Origin of the sequence: Pseudomonas guineae, assembly GCF_900113745.1 — a bacterium.
Taxonomy (GTDB): Bacteria; Pseudomonadota; Gammaproteobacteria; order Pseudomonadales; family Pseudomonadaceae; genus Aquipseudomonas; species Aquipseudomonas guineae.
On record NZ_FOQL01000001.1, the window covers coordinates 850,564 to 863,633 of the forward strand.

15 protein-coding genes and 1 other RNA gene are annotated in these 13,070 nt (G+C 56.5%); 5 read left to right on the forward strand and 11 right to left on the reverse strand.

Annotated elements, in window-relative coordinates; all coding sequences use genetic code 11:
* Window positions 1-2: 2 nt before the first annotated feature.
* From mraZ to rsmI, 3 genes are all read right to left on the reverse strand, one after another.
* The gene (mraZ, locus tag BMZ32_RS03960) at window positions 3-458 is read right to left on the reverse strand and encodes a division/cell wall cluster transcriptional repressor MraZ (RefSeq protein WP_090239869.1); all 456 of its coding nucleotides are present in this window, start codon (window positions 456-458) and stop codon (window positions 3-5) included.
* 308 nt (window positions 459-766) lie between these two features.
* Window positions 767-1,125, reverse strand: an RNA gene (gene rnpB, locus BMZ32_RS03965) — RNase P RNA component class A.
* Between the two features lie 41 nt (window positions 1,126-1,166).
* Window positions 1,167-2,009, reverse strand: a complete 843-nt coding sequence (gene rsmI, locus BMZ32_RS03970; protein WP_167376710.1) for a 16S rRNA (cytidine(1402)-2'-O)-methyltransferase — start codon at window positions 2,007-2,009, stop codon at window positions 1,167-1,169.
* Window positions 2,010-2,164: 155 nt separating this feature from the next.
* Between rsmI and BMZ32_RS03975 the strand changes: the two genes are divergently transcribed.
* The 4 genes from BMZ32_RS03975 to BMZ32_RS03990 are packed head-to-tail and all read left to right on the forward strand — an operon-like array spanning window position 2,165 to window position 5,501.
* Window positions 2,165-3,976 (forward strand): penicillin-binding protein activator, encoded by a 1,812-nt coding sequence (locus tag BMZ32_RS03975; protein ID WP_090239873.1) that lies wholly within the window; start codon window positions 2,165-2,167, stop codon window positions 3,974-3,976.
* Window positions 3,973-4,347 carry a YraN family protein gene (locus tag BMZ32_RS03980; RefSeq protein ID WP_208598680.1) on the forward strand — a complete coding sequence of 125 codons (375 nt, stop codon included), beginning with the start codon at window positions 3,973-3,975 and terminating at the stop codon, window positions 4,345-4,347. The genes BMZ32_RS03975 and BMZ32_RS03980 overlap by 4 nt, the downstream gene beginning before the upstream one ends.
* Before the next feature lie 30 nt (window positions 4,348-4,377).
* Window positions 4,378-4,971 carry a phosphoheptose isomerase gene (locus tag BMZ32_RS03985; RefSeq protein WP_090239877.1) on the forward strand — a complete coding sequence of 198 codons (594 nt, stop codon included), beginning with the start codon at window positions 4,378-4,380 and terminating at the stop codon, window positions 4,969-4,971.
* Window positions 4,968-5,501, forward strand: a complete 534-nt coding sequence (locus BMZ32_RS03990; protein ID WP_090239881.1) for a BON domain-containing protein — start codon at window positions 4,968-4,970, stop codon at window positions 5,499-5,501. Before BMZ32_RS03985 ends, BMZ32_RS03990 begins: the two co-directional genes overlap by 4 nt.
* A 68-nt stretch (window positions 5,502-5,569) precedes the next feature.
* Here the strand turns inward: BMZ32_RS03990 and BMZ32_RS03995 are convergent, their stop codons facing one another.
* From BMZ32_RS03995 to rplM, 7 genes are all read right to left on the reverse strand, one after another.
* Entirely contained in the window at window positions 5,570-5,983 is a 414-nt protein-coding gene (locus BMZ32_RS03995; RefSeq protein ID WP_090239883.1) for a ClpXP protease specificity-enhancing factor, read from the reverse strand.
* Between the two features lie 15 nt (window positions 5,984-5,998).
* Window positions 5,999-6,616 carry a glutathione S-transferase N-terminal domain-containing protein gene (locus tag BMZ32_RS04000; RefSeq protein ID WP_090239886.1) on the reverse strand — a complete coding sequence of 206 codons (618 nt, stop codon included), beginning with the start codon at window positions 6,614-6,616 and terminating at the stop codon, window positions 5,999-6,001.
* Window positions 6,617-6,706: 90 nt separating this feature from the next.
* On the reverse strand, window positions 6,707-7,489 hold the full coding sequence (locus BMZ32_RS04005) for a cytochrome c1 (protein ID WP_090239887.1): 783 nt from the start codon (window positions 7,487-7,489) through the stop codon (window positions 6,707-6,709).
* Window positions 7,489-8,700 (reverse strand): cytochrome b, encoded by a 1,212-nt coding sequence (locus tag BMZ32_RS04010; RefSeq protein ID WP_090239889.1) that lies wholly within the window; start codon window positions 8,698-8,700, stop codon window positions 7,489-7,491. The genes BMZ32_RS04005 and BMZ32_RS04010 overlap by 1 nt, the downstream gene beginning before the upstream one ends.
* Window positions 8,697-9,293: a ubiquinol-cytochrome c reductase iron-sulfur subunit gene (petA, locus tag BMZ32_RS04015; RefSeq protein WP_090239891.1), complete on the reverse strand. Its 597-nt coding sequence runs from the start codon at window positions 9,291-9,293 to the stop codon at window positions 8,697-8,699. The genes BMZ32_RS04010 and petA overlap by 4 nt, the downstream gene beginning before the upstream one ends.
* A 255-nt stretch (window positions 9,294-9,548) precedes the next feature.
* Window positions 9,549-9,941 (reverse strand): 30S ribosomal protein S9, encoded by a 393-nt coding sequence (gene rpsI / locus BMZ32_RS04020; RefSeq protein WP_090239893.1) that lies wholly within the window; start codon window positions 9,939-9,941, stop codon window positions 9,549-9,551.
* Between the two features lie 14 nt (window positions 9,942-9,955).
* Window positions 9,956-10,384 carry a 50S ribosomal protein L13 gene (gene rplM / locus BMZ32_RS04025; protein WP_090239896.1) on the reverse strand — a complete coding sequence of 143 codons (429 nt, stop codon included), beginning with the start codon at window positions 10,382-10,384 and terminating at the stop codon, window positions 9,956-9,958.
* Window positions 10,385-10,634: 250 nt separating this feature from the next.
* On the opposite strand from rplM, the gene BMZ32_RS04030 reads away from it, so the two are divergent.
* Window positions 10,635-11,672: an NADP(H)-dependent aldo-keto reductase gene (locus BMZ32_RS04030; RefSeq protein WP_090239898.1), complete on the forward strand. Its 1,038-nt coding sequence runs from the start codon at window positions 10,635-10,637 to the stop codon at window positions 11,670-11,672.
* Between the two features lie 59 nt (window positions 11,673-11,731).
* Here the strand turns inward: BMZ32_RS04030 and BMZ32_RS04035 are convergent, their stop codons facing one another.
* Window positions 11,732-12,868, reverse strand: a complete 1,137-nt coding sequence (locus tag BMZ32_RS04035) for an acyl-CoA dehydrogenase family protein (protein WP_090239900.1) — start codon at window positions 12,866-12,868, stop codon at window positions 11,732-11,734.
* Window positions 12,869-13,070: the final 202 nt, after the last annotated feature.

Below are 13,070 nucleotides of genomic sequence, written 5' to 3' on the forward strand. Positions count from 1 at the left end.
GGTCACAGGATCAAATCACGTAAGTCGTCGGACAAAGCACCGGGTTGCTTGATCGCGGCCAAATCGGCATCGGCCACCGCATTCCAGGCATCTTCATCCCACAGTTGGAATTTATTGAGCTGACCGACCAGCATCGCGCGCTTATCCAACTTGGCGTACTCGCGCAAACGCGGCGGCACCAGAAAGCGCCCACTGGCGTCCAGCTCAAGGTCAACAGCATTGCCGATCAGCAAACGCTGTAAGCGGCGGTTTTCTTCACGAAATGAGGCGAGCTCACGGAGCTTGGCTTCAATCAGCTCCCACTCGGATAGCGGATAGACACACAGGCAAGGATCAATGGCATCAATCGTGACAATAAGCTGGCCGGAACAACGCGACACAAGCTCATCCCGATACCGACTTGGCATCGCGAGTCGCCCTTTGGCGTCGAGACTGATGGCGTTTGCTCCGCGAAACACGATCGCGCATCCCCTTTTTATTGGCTATCCATGCCTAAGAAACCCACTTTATGCCACTTCCTACCACTCACGCACACTATAGGAATGCACGCCCCCCACCGTCAAGGCACCCATGGAGGGAAAACTCCTTATAGAACGGCGATTTAGCGAGCTTAGTGGGGGAGGAGCAGAGAAGTAACTCGAAGATGCGGATGCAAAAACAAGCCAATACAGGCCCCTGAACTACGAAGTTAAAGTAGTTTGTTAAGAGTAAGATTTTTTTGGTATTAGAAAGGAGGTGAAGCATTGAAGCGGATGAGCGGAAAAAGGTGGAGAGTCGATCTGTAAGCCGGGTTCTGTCGAGGACAGTCATTCCTCTACGACGTACATCACTGCACGCCTTTAGCAACCTACCCGGTTCCAGCGCGGGCCACGCCAATGGAACCCTATTTGGTCTTGCTCCGAGTGGGGTTTGCCTAGCCACGAACTGTTACCAGTCGCGCGGTGCGCTCTTACCGCACCTTTTCACCCTTACCGGCACCGAAGTGCTTAGGCGGTTATTTTCTGTGGCACTTTCCGTAGGCTCACGCCTCCCAGGCGTTACCTGGCACTCCGCCCTATGGAGCCCGGACTTTCCTCCCCCGCATTACGCAAAACGCAACACGGCAGCGACTGTCCGATCGACTCTCCGCGGGCAAGGTTAACGGCACCCGCCTTACAGAACAAGGCTTAAAGGTCTTTTTGCTGCCCCAACGCCACTTGATAGAGCAGATTTTTGCGCACTCCGGTGATTTCCGCCGCCAGAGCAGCCGCGCGCTTGAGCGGCATTTCTGCCAGCAACAAATTCAATATACGCAGCGCTTCGGCATTCACCGCCTCTTCACCTTCCGGCGCCTGCCAGCCCGCCACCAGCACCACGCACTCACCGCGCTGCTGATTGCTGTCGGCCGCTACCCAGGCCGCCAGCTCAGCCAGCGGCATACCTTTGAGGGTCTCAAAGGTTTTGGTCAACTCGCGCGCCAGTAACGCCGGACGCTCATCACCGAACACCGCCTGCATATCCTGCAGGCATTCGAGGATACGATGCGGCGCTTCATAGAAAATCAGCGTGCGCGGCTCTTCTTTTACCTGCTCAAGCCGTGCTCGTCGCCCAGCCGTTTTGGCTGGCAAAAAACCTTCAAAAATAAAACGATCAGACGGCAAGCCCGCGGCAGACAATGCGGCAATCAGCGCACAGGCACCCGGCACGGGCACCACCGCAATACCGGCCGCACGCGCCTGGCGGACCAAGTGATAGCCTGGATCGGAAATCAGCGGCGTGCCTGCATCGGAGATCAGCGCAACATCATCACCCGCCAGTAGCCGCGCGAGAAAACGCCCACCCTGGTCACGCTCATTGTGCTCATGACAGGCCGCCAGCGGCGTACCTATACCGAAATGCTGCATCAGCCGCGCCGAATGGCGGGTGTCTTCTGCGGCGACCAGAGCAACGCTGCGCAGGATATTCAGTGCCCGCGCACTGATGTCATCCAGGTTACCAATCGGCGTGGCAACCACATAAAGACTGCCCAAAGGCGAATTCGCTGCAGCGGAAGGGGTCACAGCACAGGCCTCTCAAAATCAACAAAGCGCGTATTGTAGCCCGTTTCCAACCTTCGACATCGCGTCACCCGGTGGGCTTGGGTACAATTCAACGCTCAATTTGATCAAGTATCAGGAACGCTTACATGATCGCCCGCCTGCGCACCCTTTCCGCCCTCTGTCTTGCCGGCCTACTCGTCGCCTGCGCCAGCCAGCCCTCATCAACCTTAGGCGAACTGCCACGCACGCCTCAGGCCAGCATCGAACAACTGTTGCAGCAAGCAACGCAGAGTCCAACTGAACAGGCAGCGCCGCTACGCCTGTCGGCCGCCGACTTGGCGTACACACAAAAGGACTACGCCCGCGCCAGCAGCATTCTTCAACAGGTTTCATTGGAAAGCCTGAATCCAGCCCAACAGATCTTCGCCAGCACCCTGCGCGCCGAACTGGACATGCACAACCACAAACCCAAAGCTGCCCTGCGCGCCCTGAGCCACTCGAGCATGGAGCGTCTCGGTGAACTGCCCGTCGAACAACAAGTGCGCAGCCAACTAGTCCGCGCCAGCGCCCTACAGGCCACCGGACAGACTCTCTCCGCCGCCCGCGAACGCGCCTTTATTGCACCACTGCTCAGCGGCACCAGCGCAGTACAAAATAATGAAGCGATCTGGAGTCTGGTTTCCAGCTTACCGCTGGCGGAGCTGCAAGCGAGCGGTGATAGCGACCTCGACGGCTGGCTGGCACTGGCGCGCACCACCAAGAGCGCGGGCACCTTGGAGCAACAGCAAGCCGCTATCGACACCTGGGTTGCTGAAAACGCGCAGCACCCCGCCGCTCAACAGCTGCCACAACCTTTGGCCGAGCTGAAAAAGCTCTCCATCCAACCGCTAAACGAGATCGCTCTGCTGTTGCCGCAGGACGGCCAATTGGCCAACGTAGCCCGCGCCCTCCGCGACGGCTTCCTGGCTGCTCACTACCAAGCACAGCAAGCCGGGCAAAACCCACCCAACATCCAGCTGTTCGACAGCTCACGCATCGGCTCAATGGACGATTTCTACGCCCAAGCTCAGGCCACCGGCGTGCAATTGGTGATTGGCCCGCTGGAAAAAAATCTGGTTAGCCAACTCAACAGCCGCGAACAGCTGCCCATTACCACCCTCGCCCTGAATTACAGCGAAGGCAGCCAGGAAGGTCCAGCTCAGCTGTTCCAGTTCGGCCTAGCCGCCGAAGACGAAGCGCGAGAAGTCGCACGCCGCGCCTGGGCTGACGGCATGCGTCGCGCTGTCGCTTTGGTACCCGCTGGCGATTGGGGCGACCGCGTGCTCGCGGCCTTCCGCAAAGATTGGCAGGCCCAAGGTGGCACTTTAATCGCTGCAGAGCATGTCGATCAGCCAGTTGAACTGGCTAACCAGATCGCAGACCTGTTCCAACTGCGCCAAAGCGAAGCCCGTGGTAAACGCCTGCAAAGCACTCTGGGCAGCACCGTCGCAGCAGCACCGTCGCGCCGCCGCGACGTCGACTTTATCTTCCTCGCCGCAACCCCACAGCAAGCCCAGCAGATCAAACCGACCCTGGCCTTTCAATACGCCGGCGACGTGCCTGTATACGCCACCTCGCACCTATTTACCGGCACCCATAACCAGGCGCAGTACCTCGACCTTAACGGCATTATGTTCTGCGAAACGCCCTGGCTGCTCAACGTCAACGACCCGCTGCGCCAACAAGCCAGCACGCAGTGGCCGCAAGCGGGCACCAGTCTTGGGCGCCTCTATGCGATGGGCGCCGACGCCTACCTATTGGCTCCGCGCCTGAACCAACTAAAAGCCTTGCCGGACACTCAACTACCAGGCCTGACGGGGACGCTTAGCCTGAACTCGACACAACGCATTGAGCGGGAACTGCCATGGGCTGAGTTCCGAGACGGCCAGGTCCAACCATTACCTGACAGCATTAATTGAGCGAGCGCATCAGCACACAACAACGCGGTGATGCTGCCGAAGCCCTGGCACGACAGCATCTCGAGCGGCACGGCCTGCGCCTGCTGGCGCAGAATTGGCGATGCCGCCTCGGCGAGCTCGATCTGGTCATGCTCGATGCCGATACAGTAGTATTCGTAGAGGTTCGCTATCGGCGCTATAGCGCCTGGGGTGGCGCAGCGGAAAGCGTGGATGCACGTAAACGTGAGAAACTCTGCCGCGCCGCACAGCACTTCCTGCAACAACAATCACGCTGGGCCAAGTACCCATGCCGTTTTGATGTAATTGCCATAACCGCCGACAGCCAAGCCCCCGCGCAACTGGACTGGATTCAAAACGCCTTTGATACCTGAACAGACGCCACACTGAAGGTTATACCTCGAATGGATATGCAAGCCCGTATTCGCCAACATTTCCAAGCCAGCATTGAAACCAAGCAGCAGGCCATGGAAGTGCTCATCCCTTTTATCGAGCAAGGCAGCCAGGCCATGGTCCAGGCATTGCTCAGCGAGGGTAAGATTCTGACCTGCGGCAACGGCGGCTCAGCCGGCGATGCCCAGCACTTTTCCTCGGAGCTGCTCAATCGTTTCGAGCGCGAGCGTCCGAGCTTGCCGGCTATTGCCCTGACCACTGACAGCTCGACCATCACCTCGATTGCCAACGATTACAGTTATAACGAGATCTTCTCCAAGCAGATTCGCGCCTTGGGCCAACCCGGCGACGTACTACTGGCGATCTCCACTAGCGGTAATTCGGCTAACGTGATCCAGGCCATCCAGGCGGCCCACGATCGGGAAATGACCGTGGTAGCCCTGACCGGCCGCGACGGCGGCGGCATGGCCTCATTGCTATTGCCTGAAGACGTAGAGATCCGCGTCCCGGCGAAAGTCACCGCACGCATTCAGGAAGTGCACCTGCTAGCCATCCACTGCCTGTGCGACCTCATAGACTGCCAACTCTTTGGGAGTGAAGAATGACCCGCTCACCTCTGGTCTTTGCCGCACTGGCATTGACCCTCGCCCTGGCCGGATGCGGCAACCGTAGCGTCGGCAACAAGATTGACGACCAGTTCATTGCCCCGGAAGTAAGTTCTAACGTGGCCCGCGCGCATATCGACCTGACCAGCCCGACCTCACACATTGTGGTCACCAGCTATAACGGGGTGGTGCTGCTGGCCGGACAGACCCCGCGCAACGACCTCAAAGGTATTGCCGAACAAGCTGCACGCAAGGTCAATAATGTCCGCAAGGTGCACAACGAACTGCAGGTCTTGCAGCCAACCTCGCTTCTGGCACGCAGCAACGACTCGCTACTGACCAGCCGCATCAAGACCCAGATGCTTGCCGACAGCAGCGTGCCGGGCTCACGCATCAAGGTCATCACCGAGAACGGCGTTGTGTTCATGCTCGGCCTGGTCTCGCAAGCCGAAGCCACCCACGCCACTAATCTGGTGCAAAGCGTGTCTGGGGTGCAAAAAGTAGTGAAGCTGTTCCAGTACAGTAACTAACGGCGACAGCACGAACAGCCGTCCATTCTCATGGCAATAAAAAGGCGATCCTAGGATCGCCTTTTTATTTACTTGACCACTTTCAGACTCGGCCTGCCACTCGGACGCGGCGGCTCACCCTCCGGCGGCCCCAGATCGTCCGGGTCATCGATTTCGCCAGCGTCGAGCATCGACGACTCCGAATCAAAGACCATGCCCTGGCCATTCTCCCGCGCATAGATCGCTAATACAGCAGCGGCAGGGACATACAGACGCTGCGGAACCCCAGCAAAACGCCCCTCAAAGCTGACTGCTTCGTTATCCATATGCAGATGACGCACCGCAGTAGGCGAAACATTCAGGACAATTTGGCCATCGCTGGCAAAACCGCTAGGGACCTGCACGCCGGCAAACTCGGCATTAACCAGTAAGTGCGGGGTGCAGTCGTTATCCACGATCCACTCATAAAGGGCACGAACCAGATAAGGACGACTCGACTTCATCATGACCTCCTCGGGTTAACGCATATCGCGTTCGACAGGCGAAAGGCTTGCCTGAAACGCTTCACGCGCAAACTGACGATCCATATAGTCTAGCAACGGCTTGGCAGGCTTTGGCAGCTCTATGCCTAGAACAGGCAAACGCCAAAGAATCGGCAGCAGGCAGCAATCCACCAGGCTCAATTCCTCACTGAGGAAATACGCCTTATCGGCAAACAGCGGCGATACGCCGGTTAGGCTTTCGCGCAGCTCTTTGCGGGCCAGTGCACGTGCCGGCTCCTTGCTACGTGGATCAAGAATCAGATCTACCTGCGCACACCAATCACGCTGAATGCGATGAATCAGCAGACGGCTATTGGCCCTGGCAACCGGATACACCGGCAGCAGCGGCGGATGCGGGTAACGCTCATCCAGATATTCCATCACCACTGTTGACTCATACAGAGCCAAATCGCGATCCACCAGTGTAGGTAGGCTGGCGTAGGGATTAACCTCCAGCAACCCGGCCGGGTAGCGACCCTTTTCGACACTGATGATCTCGGCGCTGACACCCTTCTCGGCGAGCACGATACGTACACGGTGGGAATAGTGATCGGCGGGGTCAGAGTAACAGGCCAACCTATTGGCTACGGCCATGACGTCTCTCCTCGCTTATTAAAGTTATGTAAAGCAGAAAAACCTGCGCGCCCAAAGGGGCGCGCAGGTCAACAACAGAGATGCAGCGTATTAATGTATGTCCTTCCAGTACTCACGCTTAAGCAGATAGGCGAAGACAAAGAAGAAAGCAAGATACAGCAGAACGTAGGTGCCGATACGCTGACTTTTCAACTTAACCGGATTGGCCGAGTACGCGAGGAAGGTCACCAGGTTCTGGATCTTCTCATCGAACTCCTCAGCGCTCAGCTGGCCGGTCTTAGGCTCAACAACCAACTGATCGCAGGCCTCATGAGTAATAGGCGTACCGGTCAACGGATCGAACAGCTTCTTGCCATCCTCAACCACTTGCACCTGCTTACAGCCGATGTATTGACGACCTTGCAGGCCTACCAAGACGTTCGGCATGCCAACGTTTGGAAACATCAGATTGTTGGCACCCAATGGACGCGCAGTGTCTTCATAGAAGGTGCGCAGGTAGGTGTACAACCAGTCATTACCGCGCACACGGGCAACCAAGGTCAAGTCGGGCGGAGCCGCACCGAACCAAGCCTTAGCATCAGAAGGCTGCATGCCGATCTTCATGTGATCGCCGATCTTGGCATCATTGAAAACCAAGTTATTCAGCATCACATCATGCGGAATCCCTAGATCGTCAGCGACACGCTCATAGCGCTGAAATTTGGCGCTATGACAGCCCATGCAATAGTTAGCGAAGGTGCGAGCACCGTCCTGCATGGCCGCCTTATCAGTCAGATCAATATCAACTTTGTCCAAGGGGTGCTCAGCACCACCCGCAGCAAAGGCCAGACCCGGCAGAAGCGCAATAATTAGTGCTGCAAAATGCTTTTTCATCAGCCCGTCACCCTTTCCGGAACCGGTTTGGTTTTTTCCATCCTGGTGTAGAACGGCATCAGGATGAAGTACGCGAAGTACAGGAAGGTACATACCTGCGACAGCAACGTACGACCCGGAGTAGGAGCCAGAACCCCAAGAACCCCAAGAATCACGAAGGATACACAGAATACCAGCAGCCAGACCTTGCTCATCCAGCCCTTGTAGCGCATGGACTTGACCGGGCTACGATCTAGCCAAGGCAAGACGAACAACACAGCAATTGCACCACCCATAGCAATTACACCGAGCAGTTTGTCCGGCACCGCACGCAAAATCGCGTAGAACGGGGTGAAGTACCATACTGGGGCAATGTGCGCTGGCGTCTTGAATGAGTTCGCCACTTCAAAGTTCGGCTTTTCGAGGAAATAGCCGCCCATTTCCGGGAAGAAGAAGATCACGAAGCAGAAGATAAACAGGAAGACCACGACACCGACGATATCTTTAACGGTGTAGTACGGATGGAACGCAATACCGTCAAGCGGGACGCCGTTCTCATCTTTCTTCTTCTTGATATCAACGCCGTCCGGGTTGTTCGAACCAACCTCGTGCAACGCCAGAATATGCAGCACCACCAAGCCCAGAATCACGATGGGCAGCGCCACTACATGCAAGGCGAAGAAGCGGTTCAGGGTAATACCGGAGATCAGGTAGTCACCACGGATCCACTGCGTCAGGTCTGCACCGATGACCGGAATGGCACCAAATAGCGAGATGATCACCTGGGCGCCCCAGTAGGACATCTGGCCCCATGGCAGCAGGTAGCCCATAAAGGCTTCAGCCATCAGCATCAGGTAAATCAACATACCGAAGATCCACACCAGCTCGCGCGGCTTCTGATAAGAGCCGTAGAGCAAACCGCGGAACATGTGCAGATAGACCACCACGAAAAATGCCGAAGCACCGGTGGAGTGCATATAGCGCAAAATCCAGCCGTACTCGACGTCTCGCATGATGTATTCGACCGAAGCAAATGCCTCTTCAGCCGACGGGGTGTAGCTCATGGTCAGCCAGACACCGGTCACGATCTGATTCACCAGCACCAGCAAAGCCAGGGAGCCGAAGAAGTAAAAGAAGTTAAAGTTCTTTGGCGCGTAGTACTTGGCTAGATGGTCTTCCCACATTTTTGTCGCGGGAAAGCGCGCATCGACCCATTCCATGAATTTACTCATGACGCTTGCTCCTGATCCACACCGATGATGATCAAATCATCCGTCTCGTACGTGTGCGGCGGCACCGGCAGGTTCAAGGGCGCAGGCTGCCCCTTGTACACGCGACCCGCGAGGTCATAACGCGAGCCGTGGCACGGACAGAAGTAACCACCGACCCACTCAGCACCCAAATCGGCAGGCGCGACTTCAGGACGGAACGACGGCGCACAACCCAGGTGAGTACACAGGCCTACCAACAGCAACAACTCCGGCTTGATCGAACGGGTCTTCGGGTCAACATAACCCGGCTGCACGGACGCTTTAGAGTCGAAGTCAGCGAGCTGCCCTTCGATTTTCACCAAATTACTGAGGATCTCCTCAGTACGGCGCACGATAAATACCGGCTGCCCCCGCCACTCCGCAACCATCTGCTGGCCAGGCTCAATTTTGCTGACGTTCACCTTAACGGGTGCTCCGGCAGCTTTAGCCTTGGCACTAGGAAACCAGGATCCCACGAACGGGACCGCGGCACCTACCGCTCCTGCAGCACCGACCACAGAGGTGGCCGCTACCAGGAAGCGACGCCGGCCTGCATTCACGCCGTCATTGCTCATTCAGTCGTCTCCCATCAGCTTTATGGCCTGTAGGTCAGGCCTATACTAGGTAAAAATCGAGTCGCGCGAAAATTTGTCAAATGGTAAAGAAAAGCCCCTCTACTGACAAGGTAATTACCCATACAAAGCAGGCGCAACCCCTTACAAATCAGGGCATTCGCGGATGCGGCATGATGCCGCAGAGCAAATAATCACCCATAAAAAACGCCCAGCTCCGAAAGGAAGCTGGGCGTTTTTTTGAACGCAGGTAGCGAATTAACGCTTGGAGTACTGCGGACGCTTGCGCGCTTTACGCAGACCAACCTTCTTACGTTCAACTTCACGGGCATCGCGAGTTACGAAGCCAGCTTTACGCAGAGCAGGACGCAGAGACTCGTCGTAGTCCATAAGGGCACGAGTGATACCGTGGCGGATTGCGCCAGCTTGACCACTTACACCACCACCAATAACAGTGATGAACACATCAAACTTCTCGGTCATCTCAACCAGTTCCAGCGGCTGACGAACTACCATGCGGGCAGTTTCGCGACCGAAGAAACCGTCAAGAGTACGGTTGTTGATGGAGATTTTGCCAGTACCTGCACGCAGAAAGACGCGAGCTGTTGCAGTCTTGCGACGGCCAGTGCCGTAATTTTGAGTCGCCGACATAATGAACTATTCCGTTAAAACTTCAGTTCTTGGGGCTGCTGAGCAGTATGGGGGTGAGCAGCGCCCGCATAAACCTTCAGCTTACGATACATGTCGCGACCCAGCGGATTCTTAGGCAGCATGCCTTTAACCGCGGTCTCGATCACGCGCTCAGGGGCTTTAGCGATCAACTTTTCGAAGTTGATCGACTTAATGCCGCCCGGGAAACCGGAGTGGGAGTAGTAAATCTTGTCAGTGGCCTTTGCACCAGTAACGCGAATCTGCTCAGCATTGATGACAACGATATAATCACCGGTATCAACGTGCGGGGTGTATTCAGGTTTGTGCTTGCCACGCAGACGGCTCGCGATTTCGGTAGCCAGACGACCCAGGGTCTGACCTGCAGCGTCGACGACGAACCAGTCGCGCTTAACTGTTTCCGGTTTAGCAGTAAAAGTTTTCATTCTTTATAGCCTCAGGGGCCGCCCTGATAAATAAGACGGCGGATCTTACTGAATAGTGCGTACTTTGACAAGGTCAAAGGCAGCCGAAAACAGGCGCTATCGGGGGCTCGGGTCAGCGCGACCGTAATACGGCAAGATTCTTCGGCAAGCGGCGCATCACTTCCACTGCAGAAAGAGGTGCGCAATTATGCAGATTGCGCGGAAAATATCAACACGATTCAACCTATCCGTTTTTCTTAAGGAGCCTGCAATGGATTATCGACAACTCGGCCGTACCGATCTTAAGGTGAGTAGCCTGTGCTTGGGCACCATGACCTGGGGCGAGCAGAACAGCGCTGGCGAGGGCTTTGCACAGATCGAACGCGCCAAGGCATACGGGGTAAATTTTATTGATACCGCCGAGATGTACCCGGTACCGCCGCGCGTCGAAACCTACAGCAAAACCGAGCAGATCATCGGCGACTATTTCAAGCAGCGCGGCGATCGCGCTGATTGGGTGCTGGCGAGCAAGATTGCAGGCCCTGGTAATGGCATCGGCTATATCCGCGACGGCCAGCTCAAACATAACCGTGCACACATCGTTGCCGCAGTAGATGCCAGCCTGAAGCGACTGCAGACCGACTGGATCGATCTCTATCAGCTGCACTGGCCGGAGCGCCCAACCAATTATTTCGGGCAACTCGGCTACCGCCACCAGGACAGCGAATTCACGCCACTGGAAGAAACCCTCGAAGCCCTTGATGAGCAGGTCAAGGCCGGCAAGATCCGCCATATCGGCCTGTCCAATGAAACACCTTGGGGCACCATGAAGTTTCTGCAGCTGGCAGAGGAGCGCGGCTGGCCACGTAGCGTATCCATACAGAATCCTTACAACCTGCTTAACCGCAGCTTCGAAGTAGGCCTGGCTGAAATCGCTATCCACGAGCAGTGCGGTCTGCTGGCCTACTCCCCGCTGGCCTTTGGCATGCTCAGCGGCAAATACGCAAACGGCGCACGCCCGACCAATGCACGCATCAGCCTGTTTAGCCGATTTACCCGCTACTCAAACCCAGAGTCGGAAACGGCCTGCGCGCGCTACGTCGCACTGGCGCACCAACATGATTTGGATCCGGCGCAGATGGCCTTGGCCTTCGTTACCGCACAGCCGTTCGTCACCAGCAACATTATCGGCGCGACCAGCTTGGAACAACTGGACAGCAACCTGGCCAGCAGCGAGTTGGTGCTGTCCGCTGAGGTACTCGCCAGTATTGATGCAATTCACCAAGCTCAACCTAACCCGGCGCCTTAAGCAAAATCTGGTGCATGAAAAAGCCCGGCATATGCCGGGCTTTTTGCTCTAAGCACCGATCAGAGTGAGCGGGCGATGATTTCTTTCATAATCTCATTGGTGCCGGCGTAGATGCGCTGCACACGCGCATCGGCCCAAGCCCGCGCAACAGGATACTCCCACATGTAACCGTAGCCGCCGTGCAACTGCACGCACTCATCCAACACCTTGCATTGCAGGTCGGTGCCCCAGTACTTGAGCATGGCCGCCGTCGGCACATCCAACTTGCCCTGCAGGTGCAACTCCAAACAACGATCGACAAACACCCGACCAATCTGAATTTCAGTGGCCATTTCAGCCAGCTTGAAGCGGGTGTTCTGGAAGTCCGCCACCACCTTGCCAAACGCCTTGCGCTCGCGGGTGTAGTCCAGCGTCCATTGCAGCGCCGCCTCTGCAGACGACAACGCACCGATACCGACGGTTAAACGCTCCTGCGGCAACTCCTGCATCAGATAGGCGAAACCCATGCCGGCCTGACCCAGCAGATTTTCCTTAGGCACGCGCACGTCCTGGAAAAACAGCTCAGAGGTGTCCTGGGCCTTCATACCCACTTTTTCCAGGCGCTTGCCCTTGGAGAAGCCTGGCGTACTGGCTTCCACCAGGAACAAACTGGTGCCTTTAGCGCCCGCTTTAGGGTCGGTTTTAGCGACCACAATCACCAGATCGGCCAGAAAACCATTAGTAATAAAGGTCTTCGAGCCGTTAATCACATACTCGTCGCCGTCCAGCACGGCGCTTGTTTTCACGCCCTGCAGATCGGAACCAGCGCCTGGCTCGGTCATGGCGATGGCAGTGACCATCTCGCCGGAGACCAATTTGGGCAGGTACTTATGCTTCAAGGCCTCACTGCCGTAATGCAGGATGTAAGGCGCGACAATATCTGAGTGCAGCGAGAAGCCGATGCCGGTCAGCCCTAAGCGACCGACCTCCTCGATCACCACCGTGCTGTAAAGAAAGTCCGCCGCCATGCCGCCATATTCTTCCGGGATATGCGAGCAGAGCATGCCTGCCTCGCCCGCCTTGTTCCACAGCGCGCGGTCAATGTGACCATCCTTCTCCCATTGGGCATGAAAAGGCACGGCTTCCTGCTCAAGGAACTTGCGCACGCTATCGCGGAACTGTTCGTGCTCAGAGCTGAAAATTGTTCTGGGGATCATGGCAACACCTGTTGGATAGGGCGATTTTAAAGTGACCCCGACTTTAGCCAAGCAAACGCTTGGTCGCACTGGACACAAGCGCCAATAAATAAGACGATCCAGCCAGCTCATGACCACTTAGCCTTAATAAGAACAATATCTATGCCTATTCAGTCGCCAGCGCCCCTGCACCGCGTCAGCATTCTCGCCACCGAAGGCGTAT

What these genes read in the sequence shown, in the direction of transcription:
- BMZ32_RS03975 (WP_090239873.1), top strand. Translation starts at nt 2,165, where the DNA reads ATGATCGCCCGCCTGCGCACCCTTTCCGCCCTCTGTCTTGCCGGCCTA.
- BMZ32_RS03985 (WP_090239877.1), top strand. Translation starts at nt 4,378, where the DNA reads ATGGATATGCAAGCCCGTATTCGCCAACATTTCCAAGCCAGCATTGAA.
- BMZ32_RS03990 (WP_090239881.1), top strand. Translation starts at nt 4,968, where the DNA reads ATGACCCGCTCACCTCTGGTCTTTGCCGCACTGGCATTGACCCTCGCC.
- BMZ32_RS03995 (WP_090239883.1), bottom strand. Translation starts at nt 5,983, where the DNA reads ATGAAGTCGAGTCGTCCTTATCTGGTTCGTGCCCTTTATGAGTGGATC.
- BMZ32_RS04000 (WP_090239886.1), bottom strand. Translation starts at nt 6,616, where the DNA reads ATGGCCGTAGCCAATAGGTTGGCCTGTTACTCTGACCCCGCCGATCAC.
- BMZ32_RS04005 (WP_090239887.1), bottom strand. Translation starts at nt 7,489, where the DNA reads ATGAAAAAGCATTTTGCAGCACTAATTATTGCGCTTCTGCCGGGTCTG.
- BMZ32_RS04010 (WP_090239889.1), bottom strand. Translation starts at nt 8,700, where the DNA reads ATGAGTAAATTCATGGAATGGGTCGATGCGCGCTTTCCCGCGACAAAA.
- petA (WP_090239891.1), bottom strand. Translation starts at nt 9,293, where the DNA reads ATGAGCAATGACGGCGTGAATGCAGGCCGGCGTCGCTTCCTGGTAGCG.
- rpsI (WP_090239893.1), bottom strand. Translation starts at nt 9,941, where the DNA reads ATGTCGGCGACTCAAAATTACGGCACTGGCCGTCGCAAGACTGCAACA.
- rplM (WP_090239896.1), bottom strand. Translation starts at nt 10,384, where the DNA reads ATGAAAACTTTTACTGCTAAACCGGAAACAGTTAAGCGCGACTGGTTC.
- BMZ32_RS04030 (WP_090239898.1), top strand. Translation starts at nt 10,635, where the DNA reads ATGGATTATCGACAACTCGGCCGTACCGATCTTAAGGTGAGTAGCCTG.
- BMZ32_RS04035 (WP_090239900.1), bottom strand. Translation starts at nt 12,868, where the DNA reads ATGATCCCCAGAACAATTTTCAGCTCTGAGCACGAACAGTTCCGCGAT.